This is a genomic window from Acetobacterium wieringae, assembly GCF_023700225.1.
GTDB lineage: Bacteria > Bacillota > Clostridia > Eubacteriales > Eubacteriaceae > Acetobacterium > Acetobacterium wieringae.
This window is the reverse complement of record NZ_CP097897.1, coordinates 62,780-84,707: the sequence shown is the minus strand read 5'-3', so window position 1 is coordinate 84,707 and position 21,928 is coordinate 62,780. Positions and strand designations below refer to the sequence as shown.

Annotated in this window: 24 protein-coding genes; 11 read left to right on the top strand and 13 right to left on the bottom strand. The window is 46.5% G+C overall.

All coding sequences use genetic code 11. From position 1 onward, the window contains the following. Positions 1–29: 29 nt before the first annotated feature. From CHL1_RS00435 to CHL1_RS00425, 3 genes are all read right to left on the bottom strand, one after another. Complete coding sequence (locus CHL1_RS00435) at positions 30–2,069, bottom strand: CotH kinase family protein (RefSeq protein ID WP_250934315.1); 2,040 nt, start codon at positions 2,067–2,069, stop codon at positions 30–32. Between the two features lie 13 nt (positions 2,070–2,082). After that, positions 2,083–2,754 (bottom strand): DUF4956 domain-containing protein, encoded by a 672-nt coding sequence (locus tag CHL1_RS00430; RefSeq protein WP_148636901.1) that lies wholly within the window; start codon positions 2,752–2,754, stop codon positions 2,083–2,085. Positions 2,755–2,982: 228 nt separating this feature from the next. Beyond that, positions 2,983–3,657: a polyphosphate polymerase domain-containing protein gene (locus CHL1_RS00425; RefSeq protein WP_250934314.1), complete on the bottom strand. Its 675-nt coding sequence runs from the start codon at positions 3,655–3,657 to the stop codon at positions 2,983–2,985. 166 nt (positions 3,658–3,823) lie between these two features. On the opposite strand from CHL1_RS00425, the gene CHL1_RS00420 reads away from it, so the two are divergent. From CHL1_RS00420 to CHL1_RS00410, 3 genes are read left to right on the top strand one after another with little or no spacing between them, the layout of a single operon-like run. Next, positions 3,824–4,504 carry a response regulator transcription factor gene (locus CHL1_RS00420; RefSeq protein WP_250934313.1) on the top strand — a complete coding sequence of 227 codons (681 nt, stop codon included), beginning with the start codon at positions 3,824–3,826 and terminating at the stop codon, positions 4,502–4,504. A gap of 2 nt (positions 4,505–4,506) precedes the next feature. Continuing rightward, a complete protein-coding gene (locus CHL1_RS00415) occupies positions 4,507–4,971 on the top strand; it encodes a hypothetical protein (protein ID WP_250934312.1) in 465 nt (154 codons plus the stop codon). Further along, on the top strand, positions 4,953–5,723 hold the full coding sequence (locus CHL1_RS00410; protein WP_250934311.1) for a sensor histidine kinase: 771 nt from the start codon (positions 4,953–4,955) through the stop codon (positions 5,721–5,723). The genes CHL1_RS00415 and CHL1_RS00410 overlap by 19 nt, the downstream gene beginning before the upstream one ends. 87 nt (positions 5,724–5,810) lie before the next feature. Here CHL1_RS00410 and CHL1_RS00405 read toward each other — a convergent pair whose 3' ends face one another. Both CHL1_RS00405 and CHL1_RS00400 read right to left on the bottom strand, forming a co-directional pair. Then, a complete protein-coding gene (locus CHL1_RS00405) occupies positions 5,811–8,210 on the bottom strand; it encodes an HD domain-containing phosphohydrolase (protein ID WP_250934310.1) in 2,400 nt (799 codons plus the stop codon). Positions 8,211–8,432: 222 nt separating this feature from the next. Further along, complete coding sequence (locus tag CHL1_RS00400) at positions 8,433–9,107, bottom strand: NAD(P)H-dependent oxidoreductase (protein WP_250934309.1); 675 nt, start codon at positions 9,105–9,107, stop codon at positions 8,433–8,435. A gap of 196 nt (positions 9,108–9,303) precedes the next feature. Here CHL1_RS00400 and CHL1_RS00395 point away from each other — a divergent pair, with 196 nt between their 5' ends. Genes CHL1_RS00395 through CHL1_RS00385 form a run of 3 tightly spaced genes read left to right on the top strand, consistent with a single transcriptional unit; the run spans position 9,304 to position 11,815 of the window. Further along, entirely contained in the window at positions 9,304–10,203 is a 900-nt protein-coding gene (locus CHL1_RS00395) for an ABC transporter ATP-binding protein (RefSeq protein ID WP_250934308.1), read from the top strand. Continuing rightward, the gene (locus tag CHL1_RS00390; protein WP_250934307.1) at positions 10,200–10,997 is read left to right on the top strand and encodes an ABC transporter permease subunit; all 798 of its coding nucleotides are present in this window, start codon (positions 10,200–10,202) and stop codon (positions 10,995–10,997) included. Before CHL1_RS00395 ends, CHL1_RS00390 begins: the two co-directional genes overlap by 4 nt. 20 nt (positions 10,998–11,017) lie before the next feature. Continuing rightward, positions 11,018–11,815 carry an ABC transporter permease subunit gene (locus tag CHL1_RS00385; protein WP_070371739.1) on the top strand — a complete coding sequence of 266 codons (798 nt, stop codon included), beginning with the start codon at positions 11,018–11,020 and terminating at the stop codon, positions 11,813–11,815. A 244-nt stretch (positions 11,816–12,059) separates the two neighbouring features. Here CHL1_RS00385 and deoC read toward each other — a convergent pair whose 3' ends face one another. From deoC to CHL1_RS00370, 3 genes are read right to left on the bottom strand one after another with little or no spacing between them, the layout of a single operon-like run. Then, positions 12,060–12,725, bottom strand: coding sequence for a deoxyribose-phosphate aldolase (deoC, locus tag CHL1_RS00380; protein WP_250934306.1), 666 nt, complete (start codon positions 12,723–12,725; stop codon positions 12,060–12,062). Positions 12,726–12,760: 35 nt separating this feature from the next. Continuing rightward, entirely contained in the window at positions 12,761–14,266 is a 1,506-nt protein-coding gene (locus CHL1_RS00375) for an FGGY-family carbohydrate kinase (protein WP_250934305.1), read from the bottom strand. Further along, entirely contained in the window at positions 14,267–15,319 is a 1,053-nt protein-coding gene (locus tag CHL1_RS00370; protein WP_250934304.1) for a galactitol-1-phosphate 5-dehydrogenase, read from the bottom strand. Positions 15,320–15,621: 302 nt separating this feature from the next. Between CHL1_RS00370 and CHL1_RS00365 the strand changes: the two genes are divergently transcribed. From CHL1_RS00365 to CHL1_RS00345, 5 genes are all read left to right on the top strand, one after another. Next, the gene (locus tag CHL1_RS00365) at positions 15,622–16,467 is read left to right on the top strand and encodes a MurR/RpiR family transcriptional regulator (protein WP_250934303.1); all 846 of its coding nucleotides are present in this window, start codon (positions 15,622–15,624) and stop codon (positions 16,465–16,467) included. Between the two features lie 40 nt (positions 16,468–16,507). Further along, positions 16,508–17,551: an NAD(P)H-dependent glycerol-3-phosphate dehydrogenase gene (locus CHL1_RS00360; protein ID WP_250934302.1), complete on the top strand. Its 1,044-nt coding sequence runs from the start codon at positions 16,508–16,510 to the stop codon at positions 17,549–17,551. A gap of 144 nt (positions 17,552–17,695) precedes the next feature. Further along, positions 17,696–18,328, top strand: coding sequence for a TVP38/TMEM64 family protein (locus tag CHL1_RS00355; protein ID WP_250934301.1), 633 nt, complete (start codon positions 17,696–17,698; stop codon positions 18,326–18,328). Then, positions 18,329–18,820: a hypothetical protein gene (locus CHL1_RS00350; protein ID WP_070371746.1), complete on the top strand. Its 492-nt coding sequence runs from the start codon at positions 18,329–18,331 to the stop codon at positions 18,818–18,820. A 116-nt stretch (positions 18,821–18,936) separates the two neighbouring features. Beyond that, positions 18,937–19,410: a PH domain-containing protein gene (locus tag CHL1_RS00345; protein WP_228881888.1), complete on the top strand. Its 474-nt coding sequence runs from the start codon at positions 18,937–18,939 to the stop codon at positions 19,408–19,410. 63 nt (positions 19,411–19,473) lie between these two features. Here the strand turns inward: CHL1_RS00345 and CHL1_RS00340 are convergent, their stop codons facing one another. Genes CHL1_RS00340 through CHL1_RS00320 form a run of 5 tightly spaced genes read right to left on the bottom strand, consistent with a single transcriptional unit; the run spans position 19,474 to position 21,853 of the window. Continuing rightward, positions 19,474–19,677: a YwbE family protein gene (locus tag CHL1_RS00340; protein WP_228881886.1), complete on the bottom strand. Its 204-nt coding sequence runs from the start codon at positions 19,675–19,677 to the stop codon at positions 19,474–19,476. After that, positions 19,674–19,928, bottom strand: a complete 255-nt coding sequence (locus CHL1_RS00335) for a TIGR03905 family TSCPD domain-containing protein (protein WP_228881885.1) — start codon at positions 19,926–19,928, stop codon at positions 19,674–19,676. Before CHL1_RS00335 ends, CHL1_RS00340 begins: the two co-directional genes overlap by 4 nt. Before the next feature lie 12 nt (positions 19,929–19,940). Continuing rightward, positions 19,941–20,417 (bottom strand): methylglyoxal synthase, encoded by a 477-nt coding sequence (locus CHL1_RS00330; RefSeq protein WP_148636914.1) that lies wholly within the window; start codon positions 20,415–20,417, stop codon positions 19,941–19,943. A 37-nt stretch (positions 20,418–20,454) separates the two neighbouring features. Then, entirely contained in the window at positions 20,455–21,462 is a 1,008-nt protein-coding gene (locus CHL1_RS00325) for a PLP-dependent cysteine synthase family protein (protein ID WP_250934300.1), read from the bottom strand. Then, complete coding sequence (locus CHL1_RS00320) at positions 21,455–21,853, bottom strand: winged helix-turn-helix transcriptional regulator (protein WP_250934299.1); 399 nt, start codon at positions 21,851–21,853, stop codon at positions 21,455–21,457. Before CHL1_RS00320 ends, CHL1_RS00325 begins: the two co-directional genes overlap by 8 nt. Positions 21,854–21,928 lie beyond the last annotated feature (75 nt).

Sequence of the window (21,928 nt, the reverse complement as noted above, 5' to 3'; positions counted from 1 at the left end):
TCGCTTTGTTGGTTTAGCAAAGCTGTTTTTTATCGTTTATAACGCTTTGCCACCAGAATCCCCAACAGCAGTACCAGACAGGAGCCTCCCAGAAGCATCAGGGATGGGAGATCCATCGTGCTTGCCGTGGTATCACTGGGCCTGGTGCGCTCCTCTGGCTGATTTGTTGCATTTTCTGACTCGGTTTGCCCATTCCCGGTCTGATTTTCACCAGCAGCCAAATCGCTCTCTGCCGTTGATTGCGTATTGGTTGCCGCCGTGGTCGTATCCGCATCGGGTCGGTTTGGCGGTTGCCCTTTGGCGGACTGCAGAGCCGTTGCTGACTGCTCACTGGTAGCATCGGCATTGGCCGTTTGATCGGTCCCTTGCATAGTCGGTGCTGTCATTTCCCGGTCCATACCACCACCCATACCGCTGCCCATGGCCGCAATGTCAAGACTGCTGGCATCGAGCAGCGCCGTTGGCTGAGCAGCCTGTCCCTCGGTGGTCGCCGGAATGGTTCCGTCCAGCTGGTCGCTGATGCTTTCGGCCCGGAGGGTACAAAATTGCTCAAGTACAGCAACCCCGGCCTGATACTCTTCATAAGTACAGAAGGCCGTCGGATCGTCTTTTACATAATCCGATATCAGAGCCGTAGCCTGATCGATGGTCTCGGTACATTGACCACTCTCAAAATAGCCGGAAATAAATTCCTGAAAATACTGATGATATTGTTCTAAATACGCTTCATTGGAAAGCAAGACACCCAGTAGCGGACGCTCGTCCATGGTGGTTCCCGATACCGGGGTATCAATGGGATTGTTCACCAGGGTTGTTGCTTCATCGGTGCTGGTAGCCGTTGTTGTTGTCCCGCCACCCATGCCGCCACCACTGAAATTGCTAAAAGCCAGATTATAATCCCAGGCAATCATTGATAATTGGCCCTGATCTTCCCGTAAATAATAGTTATGTTTCATGCTGCCAGTGTAGCTGTCAAAATTGTCGATGAAATTATGCACCACGAAATATTTAAGTACCGCTTCCACATCCACCACCGTTTCCAGATTTTCCCCGGCATTAAGCTGTTTAATGGAATCAATCAGTCGTTCTTTATCGCTGGTGGTGACATCAAAAACGGCCCCTTCCCAGATATTTTCGTAGCTGGAGAGTTCATCATCGGAATAGATTAGTGCCACATCATTTCCCGAGTTAACGCCCATTCCCATTTGGCCGATGTCCGGAAACTGACCAGCATTGGCGGCCGTTTGATCGGGCTGACCGGTCGTCTCGCTGTTCATTTCCGGAGGTGTACCGATGTTTTGTGGTTGAAACCCATCAGCAGTTTGGGAAGCACCGTTTTGGTCGGTCGTTGTCTGACTGTCAGCGGTTCCCTGCGGCCGTTCCGGCATCTGGCTCATATCGGGCTTTTCACCATCGCCCATTTCTTTGTCACCCCCAATTTGCATGCTGTCGGGTTTGTAGATATTGCCATAATCCGAACCGTAATTGCGCTGGGCAAAGGCTTCTTCCACCCCTTCCACGGCCAGGTAGAGACCAAAATATTCACCATTTACCGACACTTTTGCAAAGCTCGCTAGCGGTGCCGCTACTCCCATATAAGCCATCATGTCATAACTGAGGTATTCTTTTAAATAAGTATTGTCCGAAATGATATTGTTTAAATTGAGCTTATCCAAACCATGATAGGTTAAACCGTCACTGTATTTGTCAAAGTCAATCTTGAAGCTATAGCGCTCCGAATCCGACGAGACCACGCTGGTAAGCGATGAATTGCCCTTGGGCCGAATCGCCACATTGTCAAGGGTTTCGCCATCAACGGTAATGGTACAAAGCTGATATTCTTCATCGGCGGCATTCTCCTGCAGATTGTTCCAATCCGATTCAGCAATCTCAATGTCGATGGTATGAACCATGCTGTCGTCAAATAATGTCGTTGCATAACTCAAGTCCGTACTGCCACTGACGGTGATCCCCAGGCTTTCGCCAAAATAGGCGAAAACCAGTCCGAACATCAGGGTGATGATACCAATGATGATGCAAATCCGTTCAATATTTTTGTGATCGGCCATCGGGTCACCTCGCTTAATTCATAAATTCGCCATTATAGCTGACCAGAACGGCATGATTGACATTTTTCAACTCAACCACCTGGTTAATAAAGTCGGTGTTATCATTTTTGAGTCGCACCTCGATATTCAGTTCGATGCCCTCCCGGGAAACCGTTTTGTTTTTGATAATGCTTTTGGTAACACTGGCATCGATGAATTTTTTCACTTCTGCTTCAGCTTCCCGATCGCTACAGTTAACCACGATAATATAGGGCATCTCGTTGGGTTTGCGGTTGACAAACACCAGCAAAATGATCCCGATCAATACCGAACCGAGAATCGCCAGGGGAATCATCCCGGCCGAGAGGACAATCCCGGCAGCAATCGACCAGAAAACAAAGGCGATGTCCAAGGGTTCTTTGACCGCCGTTCTAAACCGGACAATCGAAAGCGCCCCGACCATCCCCAAGGACAGTACCACGTTGCTGGTAATCGCCAGCATCACAAAGGTGGTGATCATACAAAGGGCAATTAAGGTAACTCCAAAGCCGGATGAATACATCACCCCCTTATAGGTTTTTTTATGAACCAGATGGACAAATACGCCAATCCCAAAGGCCAGAATCATGGCCATGGCGATATCGATCATCGATACCGATGTGACATTGTCCAGAAAATTTGACTTAAAAATATCGTTAAAACTCATTTAGATCTCCTTGTTGATTTGCGTTATAGGTAATTGCGAAACTGCCGTGAGCTTTGCGCCCAGTTTCGCACGAAACAATTTTTACACTGTACGGCGGACAGTTCTCTGAACTGTCCGCCTACACGTTACAAAATTGTTTGTGGAAACTGCACACAAAGCAATTATTGTTCGGTGTTTTTTAATTTCGCAAATGCCTAGTTTTCTTGATTGAATTTGTTAAACAAAAAATCAGCTGTAAATCCGACTGGCTGCATATTTTGAAAAAGCCGTTTGTCTTCGGCCATCCAGCTGGATGAGATCGGCAATCACGGCGGGAATAAAGTTATCATACTTCACTTCCAGCAGCAGCTGCTGATCCCCGGCACAAATGGTGGGTAAGTCGGGATTAAACAGATCCGTGCTGAAAAGACCGGTGCGGATGTCCCGGTCAATCGTAACCCGGACGTTTCCGGGTCGATAAACAAAGGCCTCCCGTTTATAATCGACAATGGTTTTGGGCCTTAGCTGTCCCGACTTCATTTTGGAATAGAGCTCCACCACCAGGGGTTCTGAACTTGTAGCCATCCAGTCGGTATCATGGGCCAGAATCGCTTCAACCTGCTCCCTGGTAATATTGGCCTTGATCTTGGCACAAAGGCCATTGATCTTGCTCTTTTTTTCCAGATTGATAAAGGCAAAGTCTTTGTTATAACAGCGGATTCTGAATTTTTCCCGATGGTTGATCCCACTGATCTTATCCTGCAACGCCACGTCCCGATAATTATCAAAATACAAACTGCGAATCTGGTATTCGCCTGCTTCATCGGTATTGACGTCGGGCTGCATCACGGCTTTTAGCTGCCTGCGCAGAACCAGGTAATCCAGATAATTAATATAATGTTTGTGTTCATGCCGAAATTGCATGTCGTACCTCCTTTTGTGATTTAACACGTTCTTAACAAAACCTATGATAGTGAGGCTAGCTTGAATAAAGATTGAAGCAAGAATCTCTTAAGCTGGAGTTCAAGCTTCATTCAATTAAAGATGCTATAATAAAAAATAGCGATTGGGACGAGGAGGTGTTTTTAGCATGCGGCTATTACTGGTGGAAGATGAATGGGGACTGGTCGAAGCCCTGAGAGCAATTTTTACCAAAGAAAATTATGGCGTGGATATTTGCATGGATGGCGAAAGTGGTCTGGATAATGCCCTGACCGGGATTTATGATCTGATTATTCTGGATATTATGCTGCCCCGTAAAGACGGCCTGGCGGTTTTACAGGAGCTGCGCAAGGCTAAAATTGAAACTCCGGTGCTGATGCTGACGGCCCGAGCCGAGCTGAACGATAAAATTGCCGGATTGGATCGGGGGGCGGATGACTATCTCACCAAGCCTTTTCAAACCGGGGAACTGCTGGCCCGAATCCGGGCGGTGACCCGACGCAAAGGTGAGGTGGTGACGAATGATCCGGGCTGGGGCGATCTGACCTTACGACAAAAAAACCGGGAGCTTTGCTGTGGCAATACGACGGTAAAACTGGGTTTGAAGGAATTTTTGCTGTTGGAAACCCTGATGATCCATTCCCGCCAGATCATTTCCAAGGAACAGTTGATTGAAAAGGTTTGGGGCTTTGACAGCGAAGCTGAGTATAATAATGTGGAGGTCTATATTTCGTTTCTGCGAAAAAAGATCAGTTTTGTGGGATCTCAGGTCCAGATTAAGGTTAACCGGGGGATCGGTTATTATCTGGAGTTGTCGGTACAAGGGTAAGCATGATGATCAGAAACCTGAAACGCCGCTTTGTGGCAACGATTATGATTATCCTATCGCTGGTTTTTGCCCTGATTCTTGGTTCCATCAACTATTTCAACTACCAGTCCAGTGAACGTCAGAGTATTTCTCTGTTATCAGTGCTGGCCGACAATGATGGGGTGATTCCTCCGGCTACTCCGGGAACTCCAGGGGCGGCTAATCCCCTGCCACCAGATATTTTTGAGCGGGAAAAAACCTACTCGGTTAAGGTTAATGCAGCGACTAACCTCTTCACCATCAATGGCAGCAGCGATACCAGCCAGGTATCTCAGGAGGTTCTGGATCTGGCAAATCAGATGCTCGCAAAAACAAAGTTTCCGGCGCCCTTAACGGTTACCGCTATCTGGTTGTTGACAAACCCTATGGACAACTGCTGGTTTTTGTCGATCAACGGATTTCCAATGCGATGGCGGATCGGCTGCTAACCACCTCCCTGATCATTGGCAGCATCACCCTGCTGGTGCTTTTCTTTGTCTCGCTTTTTCTGGCCAACCTGATGGTTAAACCCGTGGCCGACGCCTTTGAAAAACAGAAGCGGTTTATTTCGGATGCCAGTCATGAACTCAAAACACCCCTCTCCGTTATCAGCGTCAACGCCGATGTTTTAGCCGGAGACATCGGAACAAATCGACATCTTGGCTATATCCAATCTGAAACCGACCGGATGAATACCCTGGTCAATGACCTGCTAACACTGGCCCGGCTGGACGCCGACAAAACGCACGGGGTTACCTCAACCTTTGATTTGAGCCAAGCCATAAAAAGCATTGCCTTAAGTTTCGAGAGCATTGCCTTTGAGGCGCATAAAAACTATGCTCTCGAAATTGAGGACGGGATCACCTATCAGGGTGATGCCAATCAGATCAAACAGGTTGCCGCCATCCTGATTGACAATGCCATTAAACATACCAATGATGATGGGCAAATTGAGCTCACTCTTAAGCGCATTGGTGATAAAATCCATCTTGAGGTATTTAATACCGGTGCCGGAATTCCTTACGATCAGCGGGATAAGATTTTTGAGCGCTTCTACCGCTACGATGAATCCCGTTCCAAGGCTACCGGCGGCTATGGCCTGGGGCTGGCCATTGCCAAAGCGATTGTTTGCGAGCATCAGGGCAAAATTAAAGTAAGCAGCGAAGTCGGTCGTTGGGCCCGGTTTAGTGTGATCCTCTAAACTGCTGCAGCCCCAAAAACAGCACCTGAAAAAAGCCATCCGGATCTTTTGATCCAGATGGCTTGTTGATGTTCTGACTGCGAGCTACTAGTTGGAAATATTTCTGATCATGTTGATAAATTCACGTTTAATTTCCGGATCAAAATGCCCTTCCAATTGCTCCAGCTGGTTCAGGGGATTTTGCTCTGCTCCCAGGGCCTCACCCGCCTGGGCCGAGGTCAGGCGATCATAATAACTGGCCACAGCAACAACCCGTGCAATAAAAGGAATTTCTTCACCCTTTAAACCCTTGGGATAGCCAGACCCATCCCATCGTTCGTGATGATGCAGCACCGCATCGGCCAGGGACATGGTATCATCAAAAGCATTGAGAATCCGATACCCCATAATTGGATGCTTCCTGATCTCAGTCCTTTCTGCCTCGGTAAGTTCACTCCGCTCTTGCAGACAATCTTTATGCAAAACAATCTTGCCGATATCATGAAAATAACCGGCCAGTTTCAGCCGTCTGATTTTAACATGGGGGAGTTCCATTGACACTCCCAGATCATGACACCATTGACTAACCCGCTGGGCATGTTCCTCTTCCTGGGGACAATCACTTTGCAGGCTGGTGACGATTGAATCCAGGGTTGAGCTCTTAAAATCATCCCGTTCCAGCACCTTGATGGCATACATTCGTTCTTCAGCGAATTCCAGGCATTCCATAATACTCTGGTTCATCGCTGTTTTAGCCGCACAGCCCAGTGAAATATTTCCCCGGATGAGCTTGACGCTATCCTGGGCAAATTCGGTTTTAATCCGCTTTTTAATCTGTTTCGCCTGCTCAATGGTGGTTTTTGGCAGCAGAATCACAAATTCATCGCCCCCCCAGCGGGCAATGATGTCATCAGACCGACAGACCCGACGCATCACTTCGGCTATTTTTTTCAGAAAAATATCTCCGTGAGCATGGCCGAAAATATCATTGGTCAGCTTTAAGCCGTTGACATCCCCCATGATAATCGAAATCGGCAAATTTCTTTCGGTATCCAATCGTAATAACTCCGCTTCCAGAAAACGACGATTATAAAGCCCGGTCAGAGCATCGTGAAAACTCAAGTATTCAATCTCTTTACGTTGCTCCTTTTTCTCGGAAACATCCCGAAAAACAAGCACAATCCCCACCGTTTCACCCTTTTCATTTTTAATCGGCGCCGCACTGTCTTCCAGGTGAAAAACCGATCCATCCTTGGCTGTTAAAACGGCATGATTTTTAAGTTCCTGGGTCTGGTCAGTCGCCATCGCCGCAATGATGGTATCTGCAATTTCCTGATGGCTATCTTCGTGCGATAAAACAAAAACCTCCCGATAATGCCGCCCTTTTGCATCTTCATTGGTCCAACCGGTCAGTTGCTGGGCCACCTTATTGAGCATTTCGATCTTACCCTGGGGATCCACCACCATTACCCCATCGCCAATGGAAATCAGGGTCTGGAAATATTTACTGCGTTCGGCAAACAATTTATTCTGAATATTCCGCCGCTCCACATTCGTTAAGACCCCGTTCATTAATACGGTTATTTCATACACATCATTATCGCCATATTCGTCAACTTTACCGGCGAAGCCCACCACCGCTGTGATTTTTTCATCAATAAAAATGGGAACGGCGATAAAATTGCCGGTAATCGTCGATCCCCCGGGAAGTCCCCATTCTGATGCTAAGTTGTCGACTTGGTTATTTATGATGACTGGCTTGCGCTGCCGTACCGCATCCCCCCACAGCCCGACTTCCTCCAGTTGGTAGCTCTGCTTTGGACGCGTCATATCCGCCCCTTTAATCAGGCCTTTAGACCAGGCTTTGAGAGTAAATTGCCGTTTCTTTTCATCATAAAAACAGATAAAGCCGCTGTTGCTATCAGTCAGTTTCAGGGCTTCGTGCAAAACATAGTCCAGCTGCTTTTGATCATTCCTGAACTTCTTGCTTAAAACGTTCACCAGAATTTTGTTGCGAAAGAGTACCCGCTCCTGTTTTTTTATCAATTTTTCTTCATCGGTGATTTCTCGAATAAAAGCGCCGACCCCAATCCGGTTATTTTTTAATTCGACCGGAAATTTTTTTATTTTATAAATCCGGTTTTTATATTTTTCCTCATATTCAGTCGCTTCTCGAGTCGTGATAACCTGCTGATCCGTTTCAATAATTGACGGGCCTAAAGCTTCGACATCCTGAATTGGATCGGCCTGAGCAATAATTTCCGGTATCGATTTCTGATAATGGGGCTCCGCAGCCTGATTAATAAAGACGTAGTTCAATTGTTCATCCTTCAAATAGATGACCGTTTCATGACCGTTCATGAAGGTTTCACAAATATTCTTAATGCTTTTTGTCTCCGTCTTGGTATTCTTCAATTTTTTATTCGTTCGAACTAATAATAGCAATAGAATTCCGACTGCAATCACAAGTCCAACAATCAATAGACTATCTGCCGCTGCTGGTTCCATCCTTTTATCTCCTCATCCAACCTTTTCCACTCATGTTAGACTCTTATATAAAGCATCAAAATCTTATTTTTCCACTTGTAAAGGTTTTCTTCTTACTCTTGATTTCATTATTATATAACAAAATTAAATTAATTCCTATTTTTTTATCAAAAAAAAACACTATTTTTATTTAATATTGTTATTAACCACAATATTCCAAATTCAATCAAATACTCACGGGGTTTATTCAATTGTTTCCAGAATTTCCTCAATTTTTCGTCTCGTTTTCGGACGATGATCCCGGTTTTTATAACCAAAGGCAATCATGCAGGATAATCCAAAGTGGACGGGATCAAGTATTTTCTCCTGCACCAGCACAGCTTCGACCTTTGCGGTATTAAATCCTTCCATTGGGGTGGAATCCACGCCCAGCATGGCGGCAGCCGTCAGCATATTAGCCAGCGGAATATAGGTTTGTTTGCAGGCCCAGTCAAAAAAAGCCCGGTCATTTCCAGCGATTTTCAGATCGTCTTCCTGAAAGCTCTTCAATTTATTTTTCCGGGCGGCTCGCAAGTCGTCAGTGAAATGCTGGATATCGTTCATAATGTACTCCACATAGTCAGAATCCGGCTTTAAATCAACTGGTTTTCTGGCCAAAATCAGGACAAAATGACTGGCACCATCGAGACTGACTTCTGCGCCCCAGGCGAAGGGTTTTATTTTTTCGCGAAGCTCCCGGTTATTGAGCAGCACAAATTTCCAGGGTTCCAGCCCCATCGAGCTGGGTGAGAGCCGGGCCGCCTCCATGATCACAGCAAAATCTTCATCGCTGACCTTTTTATTGGCATCATAACCTTTGCAGGTGTAGCGATTGTTAAATATATTCAGAATCAGGTTTCGAGTTTCTTCTTTTTTCATCTTGATGGCCTCCCATATTTTTTATTATCTTTTAGTATATTCCCTTTGAAAAATCACTCAAACATGACATGTTATTATTTTTTTCTTTTCGCCCTCATTTATCCCCATCAAATCATTGTTTATTTTTACTTGATCAGGGTAAATTAATTGGAGAACACCGAATTATTTGAATCGAATTTGAAAGAAGGGGATCTGCATGAATGTAATTGAAATCAATCAACTGACAAAATATTATGGAAAACATCGAGGCATTGAAAACGTATCCTTTTCTGTGGAAGAAGGCGAGATCTTTGGTTTTATCGGTCCCAATGGCGCCGGTAAATCCACCACCATCCGGGCGCTGTTGTCGCTGATCCATCCCACCAGTGGCTCAGCCACCATTTTTGGGAAAGACTGCATTAAATACGGCAGCGAAATTCGCCGGGATATTGGCTACCTGCCTTCGGAAGTCTTTTATTACGAACACATGAAGGTCAAGGAGGTACTCAATTATTCGGCCAGCTTCTATGATAATGTCGATACTAGCCGGATTGCCAGCCTGGCGGAGGTTATGAATCTTGACTTAAATAAGCGCATTGATGACCTCTCCTATGGCAATAAAAAGAAAGTCGGCATTATTCAGGGCCTGCTCCATGAACCCCGACTGATCATTCTTGACGAACCAACGGGCGGTCTGGATCCCCTGATGCAGCAAAACGTTTTTGACCTGATCCGGGCGGAAAACAAAAAAGGTGCCACCGTTTTATTTTCTTCGCACATTCTTTCTGAAGTACAAAAGCTGTGTGGCCGGGTGGCCATCATTAAAGACGGCACCATTGTTCGGGTTGAAAATATCCGGGATATGCAAAAACACAATTATAAAAAATTCACCCTGGACTACAAAGGCGTGATGGATGTTCAACACTTTAATCTGGAAGGGGTCACGAATTTAACGGTCAATGAAAACAGCCTGCATTTTTTATTTAAGGGTGATATCAATCGGATGGTTGAGCGCCTGCAGGGCCAGTATCTTTTAAATCTGCTCGTTGAAGAACCTTCGCTTGAGGAAATTTTTATGCATTATTACCAAAAGGAGGAAAAGGAGGCCCAACCATGAACATTTTAATACTGGAACTGCGAATGGGCCGAAAAACCCTGATCATCTGGTGCATCTCACTAATTGGGGTATTAAGCCTCTTTATGTTGCTCTATCCTTCCATTGCCAGTCAACTGGAGGACTTCCAAAGGGTCTTTGAAAGCTTCCCGATTGAATTCCAACAGGCTTTCGGGGTGGCTGATCTGGAGCTTGCCAGTATTTTAAGCTTTTATCAATTTGCCCTGATGTACGTTTTGCTGGCCGGGGCCATCCAAGCCATGAATATGGGGGTTTCGATCCTCTCCGCCGAAGTCCGGGAAAAAACTGGCGATTTTCTGTTTGTCAAACCGGTCAGTCGTAACCGGGTCGTCGCCATGAAAATCCTGGCGGTGCTGGTTCAAATTCTGATTACCAATGCTGTTGTTTTTACAGCTTCCCTACTCATGGTTACCCTGCTCAGTGACGCCGCCTACAACCTTAAGCTGTTTACCCTGTTTACCCTGAGCCTACTCTTTATCCAGATTTTCTTTGCCAGCCTGGGGCTGTTTGTGTCCGTTTTTTTAAGACGGATCCGCACCGTTCTACCCATCAGTATGGGGGTTGTCTTTATTTTTTATATTATTCATCTGCTCAATGAAACCTTAAACGATGACAAACTGGGGCTGGTCTCCCCCTTTGATTATTTCAATTTGACTGAAATCTCCATGAATATGAATTACGATTCATTGTACCTGCTGTTATGGTTTGTTTTAGTCGGCCTCTTTACTTTTCTGACCTTCAAACTGTTTGCCCGAAAAGATCTGCCGTCGATCTAGCCTAAAAGGAGGCGTTATCCATGAATGTATTTAAAAAAGAAATGAAAGCCAATATTAAATCGCTGATCATCTGGTGTTGTGCCCAGGTTTTCATTATCTTTGCCGGAATGATGAAGTACCAGGGTTTTGCCGATTCCCAAGTGGACGTCAACGCCCTGTTTGCGGCCTTTCCCGAAGAAATCATGGTCGTTTTTGGGATCGGCTCGGTGGATATTACCAAAGTCGCCGGTTTTTATTCGGTGTTCTTTCTCTACTTTATGCTGCTGGCCGCTGTTCATGCGGTAATGTTCGGGGCGGTGGCGGTGTCCAAGGAAGAACGGGATCACTGTGCTGATTTTGTCTATACCAAACCGGTTCGTCGGTTTCAGGTGATCTGGCCCAAGTTGTTGGCCGGGCTCATCAATATTCTAATTTTTAATATTGTTACTTTTTGTGCTTCCGTATTTTTCATTGCCCAGCACAACGATGGCAACGGCCTGATCGACAAAGTATCCCTGACAATGCTGGCACTCTTTATCCTGCAACTGTTCTTTTTGGCGCTGGGATCTATGTTTGGTGCCGTTTTAAAAAACACCAAGCGGGCGACTGCCGCTGCCTCCGGGCTGGTGATGGGGTTTTTCATCTTATCGGTGGCAGTGGATTTATATGACAAGCTGGACTTTCTTGCAATCTTCACTCCCTTTAAGTATTTTGAAGGCGCCACCCTGATGATTAATGATCAGCTATCCTTCAATTCTGCTGCCATTTTACTGGTTGTCTCGCTGGTCTTTTTCGTTTTGACCTTTGTGGCCTTTAACCGGCGGGATTTAAGTACCTAGGTTCTGGTGATCATTCCCAATACAACAAAAGCATCCAAACAGTTTGTCTGGATGCTTTTGTTGTCGATAAAATACCGTACCGACCAATTGTTAATCTGTTGTTCGCCGCGGAATCGGACAGGCGATGCCGTGTCCGCTCCGATGCGTACAACATGATGTAACAATTGTCGGTACTGGGTTATCTTTTTTGATAGTCTGAAGCATCCAAAAAGCGTTGGATGCTTTTTGAATGGCTTTATTCGGCTTAGTAACCGCTGACGGCTTCGCCTTTTAATAGTTTAACAGCGGAGCTGGTGCCGATGCGGGCACAGCCTTCGTTGATAAAGGCGATCAGATCATCCACGGATTTTACCCCGCCGGCGGCCTTCATCTTTACGTCTGGGCCGATGTTGGCTTTAAATAAACGGATGTCTGTGATGGTTGCCCCGGCGGTTCCAAACCCAGTGGAGGTTTTGATGTAGTCGGCTTTGGCATTGGTCACCAGCTCACAGACCTTGACCTTCTCAGCCTCAGTCAGAAAACAGGTTTCGACAATCACCTTGAGGATCTTGTCACCGATGGCCTGTTTAATTTCGGAAATTTCATTTTGGACCAGGTCATAGTCTTTGTTTTTCAGGGCGGTGATATTAATGACCATATCGATTTCTGAGGCACCGTTTTTAACCGCATCAACTGCTTCAAAAACCTTAACGGCCGTGGTATTGTAACCGAGCGGAAAACCGATCACGGTGCAGATATTCAACTGCTCGCCATAGGTTTCTTTGATCTTTTTAACATAAGACGGCGGGATGCATACCGATGCCGTTTCATAGGTGATGGCATCGTCACAGATCACCTTAATCTCTTCCCAAGTTGCAAATTGTTTTAACAGGGTGTGGTCAATGTGGCTTAAAATTTCCTTGTTTGTCATATTCATTCTCCTAATTTTCGTAACTCAATGGTGTCTTATTTGGCCATGGTGTCTTTGAGGTTTTCATAGATTTCGGTATAGGTGTCAAAGACGCCCTGATAGGTTGTGTAGAGGTCTTTGTTGGGCTGAACCGAATAGGCTTCTCTGACCATGCCGGTGGTTGCGGCATCAAAGGATTCGTAAGCACCGGAACCGACCGCCGCGACGATGGCGCAACCAAGAACACTGGCGCTGGCGTCTTCAGTAACCACAATGGGCTTGCCGGTGACATCGGCGATGATCTGCATCCAGGTGGCATCTTTGGTGACCCCACCACAGCCCACAATGATGTTGATGGGGCAGCCCTGGGCTTCAAAGTTATCGATGATATTCTTGGTGCCCAGCGCTACCGATTCCAGCAGGGCCCGGTAAATATGGGCTTTGGTATGGCTCAAGGTTAAGCCGTAGATCACCCCTTTTGCATTGGCATCTTTGTAAGGGGTCCGATTGCCCTGGAAGAAATCAAGGGCCACCAGGCCTTCGGAACCAGCCGGGATTTTGGCGACCCGTTCATTCATATAGGCATAGGGGTTTTCGTGGGCACTCATGTCAAACTCCCGCATAAACCACTTAATGATCGAACCAGCCGAAATCTGACCGCCTTCCAGCAACCATTGGTCGGGCACGATGGCGTTGTTGTAAGGGCCCCAGATGCCGTTGAGATTGAGTTTCTTTTCTGAGAAGGCCAGCTGCACAAAGCTGGTCCCCATGATCATCGCCAGTTTACCTTCTTTAGCTACACCTAAACCAAGCATTCCGATATGAGCGTCGATCCCGCCCTGAACCACCTTCATGTCCGGGTTGATATCGTACTGATCGGCAAAGGAACGGTTGATGGTACCGACTAATTCACCCACATGCTTAACATCCAGCACCAGTTTTTCAGCATAATCTTCCAGTCCTACCTGTTTGAAGAATTCGCCATTCCAGCCGCCTTCACACTCAATATAATTCCATTTACAGGTTGAGTTACAGATCGAGGTCGCATAGACGCCGCACAGCTGATAGTTCATCCAGTCCAGCTGTTCAATGATTTTATGGCTTTTTGCATAGATATCTTTTTGATTGTTTTTGATCCACAGAACCTTGGGGATCATCCATTCCACTGAGTCTTCGCCACCGGAATAGGCCAGCACCGGATGTTTGGTCGCGTTGATGACTTTCATTTCCTTTTTCGCCCGGGTATCCATCCACATGATGGCATCCGTTAATGGGTCGCCATTTTCATCAACGGGAATAACTGTTGATGAGGTGGAGCAGACGCTGACCGCCTGAATATTGTGTCTCACTTCCTTTGATAATGAAGACATTACATTTTTAACCGCTTCGTTAAAGCAGCGCCACCAGTCGGCTGGTTTCTGCTCGGCCCACCCCGCCTGAGGATAGAAGGTTTCGTAAACCCGTTCATCGCCAGCAATCACCTGACCCTTAATATCTGTCACAACAACTCTGACACTCTGTGTTCCAGTGTCAACACCCATAAAATACTTTTCCGTGTTCATTTAATTTTCCCCCCATGGATAAAACATTATTTTATTGTAGAAATAACCACCTTTGGCTATTTCAGAAAAAACCTTGGGCACTTCATCGAGCGGTAAACGATGGCTGATAATGTCTTTGGCTGTCATGCCTTTTTCGGCAAACATTTTTAAGGATTCGGTCCAGTCTTCACCGGGATAGGGTTTGGTAAACGAATTCCAGGAACCGATCAGGCTCAGCTGGCTTCGCATTAAGGTATCCAGTTCTTTTTCACTGAGATCCAAACCTTTATGGGAGATCCCCAGGTAAACCACCCGGCCCATTTTGCTGGCCATCAGAATACATTGTTTTTGGGCTGTCGGTACCCCGGAAAAATCAATGACAATGTTGGCGCCTTTTCCATTGGTAGCTTTCATGACTGCGGCCACCGCATCTTCTTTTAATGAGTTGATGATGACATCAGCGCCGACTTTTTTAGCGATTTCCAGTTTTTCATCCCAGACATCCACCGCAATCACCTGGGTTGCCCCCGCCAGTTTGGCGTATTGCGCGGCAAACAAGCCGATCGGTCCAGTCCCCACCACACAAACCGAATCGCCCGGAGCAAAATTAGCCCGGGCCAAGCCGTGATAAGCATTGGCACAGGGATCGAGGGTAGCGGCATCTTCATAGGAAACATTATCTGGCACTTTCAGTAGATTGCCTTCTTTCACGGCCACATACTCAGCCAGGGCACCATTGCGGCGGGAACCATAATAGTCATAATGCTCGCAGAGGGAGTAAATGCCTTTTTGGCACCATTCACATTCAAAACAGGGAATCAGTGGCGGTACCACGACCCGATCGCCAACCTTGAAGCTTTTAACATCCGCCCCCAGCTCCGTGATTTCACCGGAAAATTCATGGCCGATAATAATCGGCGAAACATGGGCGCCATAGGTCAGGGCCCGGGGAATATCCGATCCGCACAGACCAACCGCCCAAACCTTGACCATCACCTCATCAGGCTGCACAATTGGTCGGGGCACTTCTTCCACCCGCAAATCGCCAGGTTTATACATCGATACTGCTTTCATTCTTTCCTCCTTAATAAAAACCTTTGGTGTGAACTAAAAATGGCTGATCGGGGTTGATGTAACCCTTTTCTTATCGCCTAAAAAAATATCGGCAGCTGTTCTGACTGCTGATTAAAATGTCGGTCCGTTTGAAATTTACTATATATCAATTATGACCGTTGAATTTGAACTCATTCTACCACCATAAACTAACGCTGTCAATACTCTTTGCGTTAATTATTAACTTTATTGAGCCCCAGCAATTGTCAAACCGCCTTTTTTGACGTATAATAATCTAAGAAAATAGATCGGAGGCCATTTCTTTGACGTCACTGCTAACTGAAATACGCACCAAGTACAACCTGTTCTCAAGCACCCAAAAGGTGATTGCCAATTACATCCTAGACCATCCCGATACGGTATCGCTGCTGTCGATTACTGAGCTGGCTAAAAAATGCGAGACCAGCGAAACCACGGTGATGCGGCTGTTAAAAAAACTTAATTACAGTTCCTATCAGATTTTTCGCATTAATTTGGCCAAGGAGTTTTCGGATACGCCCTCAGAAAGCATCATTGAGGAGATTCTCGGAGATGATGACATCAATACCATCAAGAAAAAAGTGATCGGTCATACCATCACCGCCATTAATGACCTGGAACATTCCCTGAAGAACGAGGTCATTGAAGCCGCCCTGAAGCTCCTGCTGGCGGCCAAGCGGGTGCTGTTTTTCGGCGTCGGCGCCTCGGCCTCGATTGCCATGGATGCCATGCATAAGTTCGGAAAAATCGGTCTCAATGTCTGCAGTTATCCGGATCCCCATTTTATGAATATTATTGCCTCCCATGCCAGCGCCGACGACGTCTTGTTTGCGGTTTCCCATACCGGTGAAAGCCTGGAAGTGCTAAGCACCGTCGCCATCGCCAAAAAGAACCAGGCCAAGATCATCGCCCTGTCCAGTTTTGAAAATTCAACCCTGGCCGAGCAGGCGGATATCTTTTTATCCAGTTCCACCAATGATAAAAAATACCATTCTGAAGCGATGGCCTCCCGCATTGTCCAGCTGACCATCATCGACATCCTCTACTTAAGCGCCTTTATGCGAAACGAAGCGGTCTTTTACGAGGCCCTCTCGGCTTCCCGGGATGCCGTCGGTCTGAATAAAACCTGATTCTTAAGTCACGTGTAAAAATGAGAAAAGGAGCTTGATTATGAGTGTTATAACCTTTGTAGGCGCCGGTCAGATGGCTTCGGCCCTATCCTTTCCGGCCACCGAAAACGGCCATGAAGTCCGCCTGGTGGGCACCCACCTCGATCGGGACATTATCGATTCCGCTGAACTGACTGGCTTTCACCCAACCCTGAAACGCCAGCTGCCCAAAGAAGGGATCAAGTATTATCAGATCGAAGATGTCGAGCTGGCCCTGGATGGCACCAATGCTGTGCTGTGCGGTGTCAGCAGCTTTGGGGTGGACTGGTTCTGTAACCAAATCCTACCACTGATCCCCGATACGGTTCCGGTTCTGTCAGTCACCAAAGGCATGATCGATCAGGAAGACGGAACGATGATTACCTACCCGGATTACTTTATCAGTAAACTGCCCGCTGAAAAAAAGCTCTCCATTAATGCCATCGGCGGCCCCTGCACCAGCTATGAACTGGCCGACAAGGATCACTCGACCGTGGCTTTTTGCGGCACCGATATGGAAATCCTGCGACGCTTTAAGAAATTGTTCGCCACTGACTATTATCACATCAGTCTGTCCACTGATGTGATCGGTGTTGAATGTGCAGTTGCCCTGAAAAACGCCTATGCCTTGGGGGTTTCCCTGGCGGTTGGTCTGGCCCTTGGTCCCGACGGCACGGGCAGCGAACATTATAATTCCCAGGCTGCCCTCTTCGGCCAGAGCGTCAAAGAAATGAAACAGCTGCTGACCCTTGTCGGCGGCGGTGACGAAAATATTATCTACGGCGCTGGCGATCTTTACGTCACTATTTTTGGCGGACGCACCCGCAAAATCGGTACCCTGCTGGGTCGGGGCTGGTCTTTTGAAAAAGCTATGACCGAACTGGAAGGCGTAACCCTGGAATCCATCGTCATTGCCACCCGCACCGCCCGTTGCGTAAGACGCCTGGCTGAACGGGGCCTGGTTAAATTAAAAGACTTCCCCCTGCTGATACACGTTGACAACATCATCAACAACGGCGCCTCCGTGGCGATCCCCTGGGCCGCTTTTGAGACGGAGAAATATTAAGCTGCTGATCCTGCTTCATTATCAGCGTCTGTGTCAATCCCGACGATTTCTTAAATAATTATTTTCCTTCCCGGCAGATCCCCAAAAGATGGTGTGGATCTGCCGGTTTTATGCTAAAATGATTAAAAGAAATCGAGGTAAGAAATGGAAATTTTTTCAACACTTGACACCTTGCAGAGCTTTCTTTTACAATTTGGCATCTGGACCCCACTGGCATTTTTTTTATTGCAGCTGCTCCAGATTATTATTGCCCCCATTCCTGGTGGAACCGTGGGACTGGTCGGCGGCGCCCTGTTTGGCACCATCGGCGGTTTTTTAATTAGTGCTGCTGGCACACTGATCGGCTCAATTATCGTTTTTGTTTTGGCCAAACGCTTCGGCCGACCCTTTGTGCTGCGCTTTGTCAGCCCGGAACTCGTTGAAAAATACGATCATATTAAAGAATCCCGGCTCAATACGGTTCTTTTTCTGATTTTTCTGTTTCCACTGTTTCCTGATGACATGCTGTGTTTTATCGCCGGTCTTTCGCCGATGCCGGTAAAAACCTTTGTCCTGATTATTATGTTGGCCCGAACTCCCAGTGTCTTTATCAATACCATGATCGGTGCTGGTATTATGGATGACAACCCCACCCAGTTTATCATAGCGGTATCTATTTATGCGGTATTGATTGCGGTTCTTTATTTTAACCGAAAGCGCCTGGATGCTTTTATTGATCACAGTAAAAACAGGGTAGCCGAACTTCCCTCACCGCCAAGTCTTGACAAGGAGTTATAAATGACCGAGAAAACAAAAAAAGAACTGAATCGTTTGTATATGAGTGAACTGCTCACCGCCCTGGTCTGCGGTATGCTGATGTATCTGCTCACCGACTCCACCGGTCAGCCCCTGGATCTGCGTCTGCTGATACCCGGTGGGGTACTGATTTTTATCATCCTCCAAAGCGCCGGTTATTGGTATTATCGCTATCAGCTACTGGAGGACCCCCGCAATCCGATGGACTGGGTAATGCCGGTTTTTTCGATGCTGAAAAAGTTGGATCTGGCTTTATTCGCGCTATACCCCCTGTATTTGCTTTATCTGCTAATTTTTCAGCCGGATGCTTTTTTTATGACAATGAATATTTTTGGCCTGATCCTTTATGCTTTTTCGATGATCGAATACTATAACTACTATTATTTCAGTGTCCAGATCGGAACAATTAAAAAGAAAGTCCCCTCTGAACTCAGTCTGGAACTTTCACACTATGAAAAGACAAAATTAATTTAACGAAGGGTAACGGTTTCCACCTGGTCTAAACCGTGGTTTATTAACACATGACTTATTTTGTTTCTCTTTTACACACCATTAATCCACTTTTTTTTGCACTTTTAGCGGTCCTGGCATTGCTTCTCTGGAAAGCCATCTATACCTTCAAAACCTACCCGGACGACCCGGAGCTACGCCGCAATGCGATTAAGGAAATGTCCGTCGGCGGCCTTGTACTGGTCTTAATTCTGGGTATCTTTGTGGTCGTTCCCCTGGTCGCCGGAATTACCGTTAAAGACGATGAATTATCGTTGCGACTGCCCACGGGCTTCACCTTTGAGACCTACCCTGAAGCCGATATCCTCTCGGCCAAGATAGTCAGCCTCGATCAGAGTGAGTATGCCATTGTGTCCAAAGTGGTTGGCACCGAAACCCGGGCTTACCGGGAAGGGATCTTCCTGCTCCAGAACGGCACCGAAGCAGCCGTCTTTTTAAACGGCAATACGGCCATCCTGGTGGAAACCCCCAACCGGATCCTGTTGCTAGGACCTGATCGATTCGATGATTTTGTAAAAAACTTCAGTGAAAAACTAATTCCTGTACAGCCGTGATAAAAATATTAATCTAAAAAAAGCGTGCCTCTTCATCGATGGCACGCTTTTTTGCTCTTTTGACTATTTGGGATCTTCAACGATCTTGGCTACCCGGCCCACTTGTCCGTCAGTGAGCATAACCTTGATGCCGTGGGGATGAGTGGGGCTTTTCGTTAGCAGTTTGGCTACCCGACCCGGGGTCAGCTTACCGCTGCGCTGATCCGCCTTTAAGATAATCTCCACCAATGCACCAATCTTTACGTCGCTTCTTTTTTGTCCGTTCACTGCTTTTCCTTTCGGGCCTCTTCCAGGGCAATGGCCAGCTGATCCATACAGGAGGTTGGCTTTTTTCCACAGGTCTGCCCTTTAAACAAACTGATAATTTCATCCGCCGGTTTCTCATCAAGCAGCTTGACCAGGGCTTTTAGATTGCCGTCACAACCACCTTCAAAGACCAGGTTGCTGACCACATCATCGCTTAGCTCAAATTGGATATTACGAACACAAACGCCCTGGGGTTTATAATTTACTGTCATTTTTTCCTCTTTCTACTTTAGTACATTTTCCAGTCGACTTTTCATTTGTTTGGCATAATCCTCAATTGGATGGACATATTCTTCGTTCATAAACCGCGAATGAATAATAAAATCGGCTGTCGCCAGATTATTGGCCACCGGGATATCATAAACCGTGGCAATCCGTAGCAGAGCCTTGATATCCGGGTCGTGGGGCTGAGCTTCCATGGGATCCCAGATAAAAATCAACATGTCAATTTTGCCATCCACAATCCGAGCTCCGATCTGCTGATCACCGCCTAATGGGCCACTTTGAAAAATCTGTACCGGTAACCCGGTTCGTTCCTGAATCAGTCGACCGGTAGTGCCAGTGCCACACAAAAAATGGCTCTGTAATATTTCTTTGTTCCGGACGGCCCAATCCAATAACTCGGCTTTTTTTCCATCATGAGCAATTAAGGCAATTTTCTTGGTCTTTTCAATCGTTACATCAATGTATTCCGTTTCCATTTCATTCCTCACGCACTTTCTATTAAATTTTTACACCTTATTTTTTTACTTCAAAATCCAGCAGTTTGACATCTTTTGATAAGAACTCCGGTTTTACCGTTTCTTCCTTAACATAATCGGTACTTAAATATTTTTTATTATCATCGGCAAAAACGGTGACCACCACTGCTTGGGGGTCTTCCAGGAGATCTTGGGCAATAATGGCAGCAATAAAGTTGGCCCCGGATGAAATTCCCACTCCCAGTCCCAATTCTTTGGACAGCTTCTGGGCCATAATGATGGCATCCCCATCATCCACTGCAATAATATCATCCAGTTCTTCTAATTTTATCAGATCCGGAACAAATTCGTCTGAAATACCCTGAATTCGATGGCTACCAACCTTATAGCCCGTGGACATGGTTGGTGAACTGACTGGTTCCATCGGATGGACTTTAATCTCGGGATTCTTTTCTTTAAAGTAGCGCCCTAAACCCATAACCGTTCCCCCGGTTCCAACCCCTGCTACAAGGGCCTGGGGCATGACGCCAAAAGCCGCCAGTTGGCATTCAATTTCCGGAGCGGTACGCAGATACTGTGCCTGAGTATTTTCTTCATTGGAAAATTGGCAGGGTAAAAAGGCATTGCCTTCGGTCGCCAGAGCCCCGCATTGGGCAATGCTCCCTAAAAAGCCGCCCTCTTCTTTGGACACCAGCCGAACTTCTCCGCCATAACTGCGGATCAGGTTTTTTCGTTCATCACTCATCCAGTCCGGCATGTAGATCACAACCGGATGTCCCAGACAGGTGCCGACGGCCGTAAAAGCGATTCCGGTATTTCCACTGGTGGCTTCGATAATCGTTTCCCCTTCATGGATCTCGCCCTTTTCATACGCTCTTTTTAGAATATGCAAAGCCACCCGATCTTTGATACTGCCGGTGAGATTATAATGCTCTGCTTTGGCATAAACACTGCGGGATACCCCCTTATATAAAAAATTGATCTTTAACAAGGGGGTATTCCCGATGAGTTTTTCCAGTTCTCCAAATTTTTCTTGGTTATTCATTTACCTTATCCTTTGTTGTATTTAGTTTATGTCCCCAATGACCCAAATCAAATAAAATTGGTGTCAAACTGAGGCCGCCATCCGTCAATGAGTACTCGACCTTTGGGGGGACCTCATGATAGGATTCCCGATGGACGATTCCGCATTCCTCCAGTTCCTTTAGTGAACTGGTCAGCATCATGCTGGTAATCCCGACGATTTCTCTTTTTAGTTCATTAAACCGCATCGTTTGACCGCCCAAGGTACAGATAATTGGGAGTTTCCATTTACCGTCAATCATTTTGAGGGCCTGTTTAATACTGCACTCCGGTTTCACACACGGATGATTCTGCTCCGAATCGACCTGATTGATCGGGCATGTTTCGCCATTTATACAATGGTTGTCTTTCATTTTTCTCTCCAACACTCAGAAATATAGTTCTAAGTCATAATTTACTGCCTACTTGTTTTTTATTCTGGCATTGTT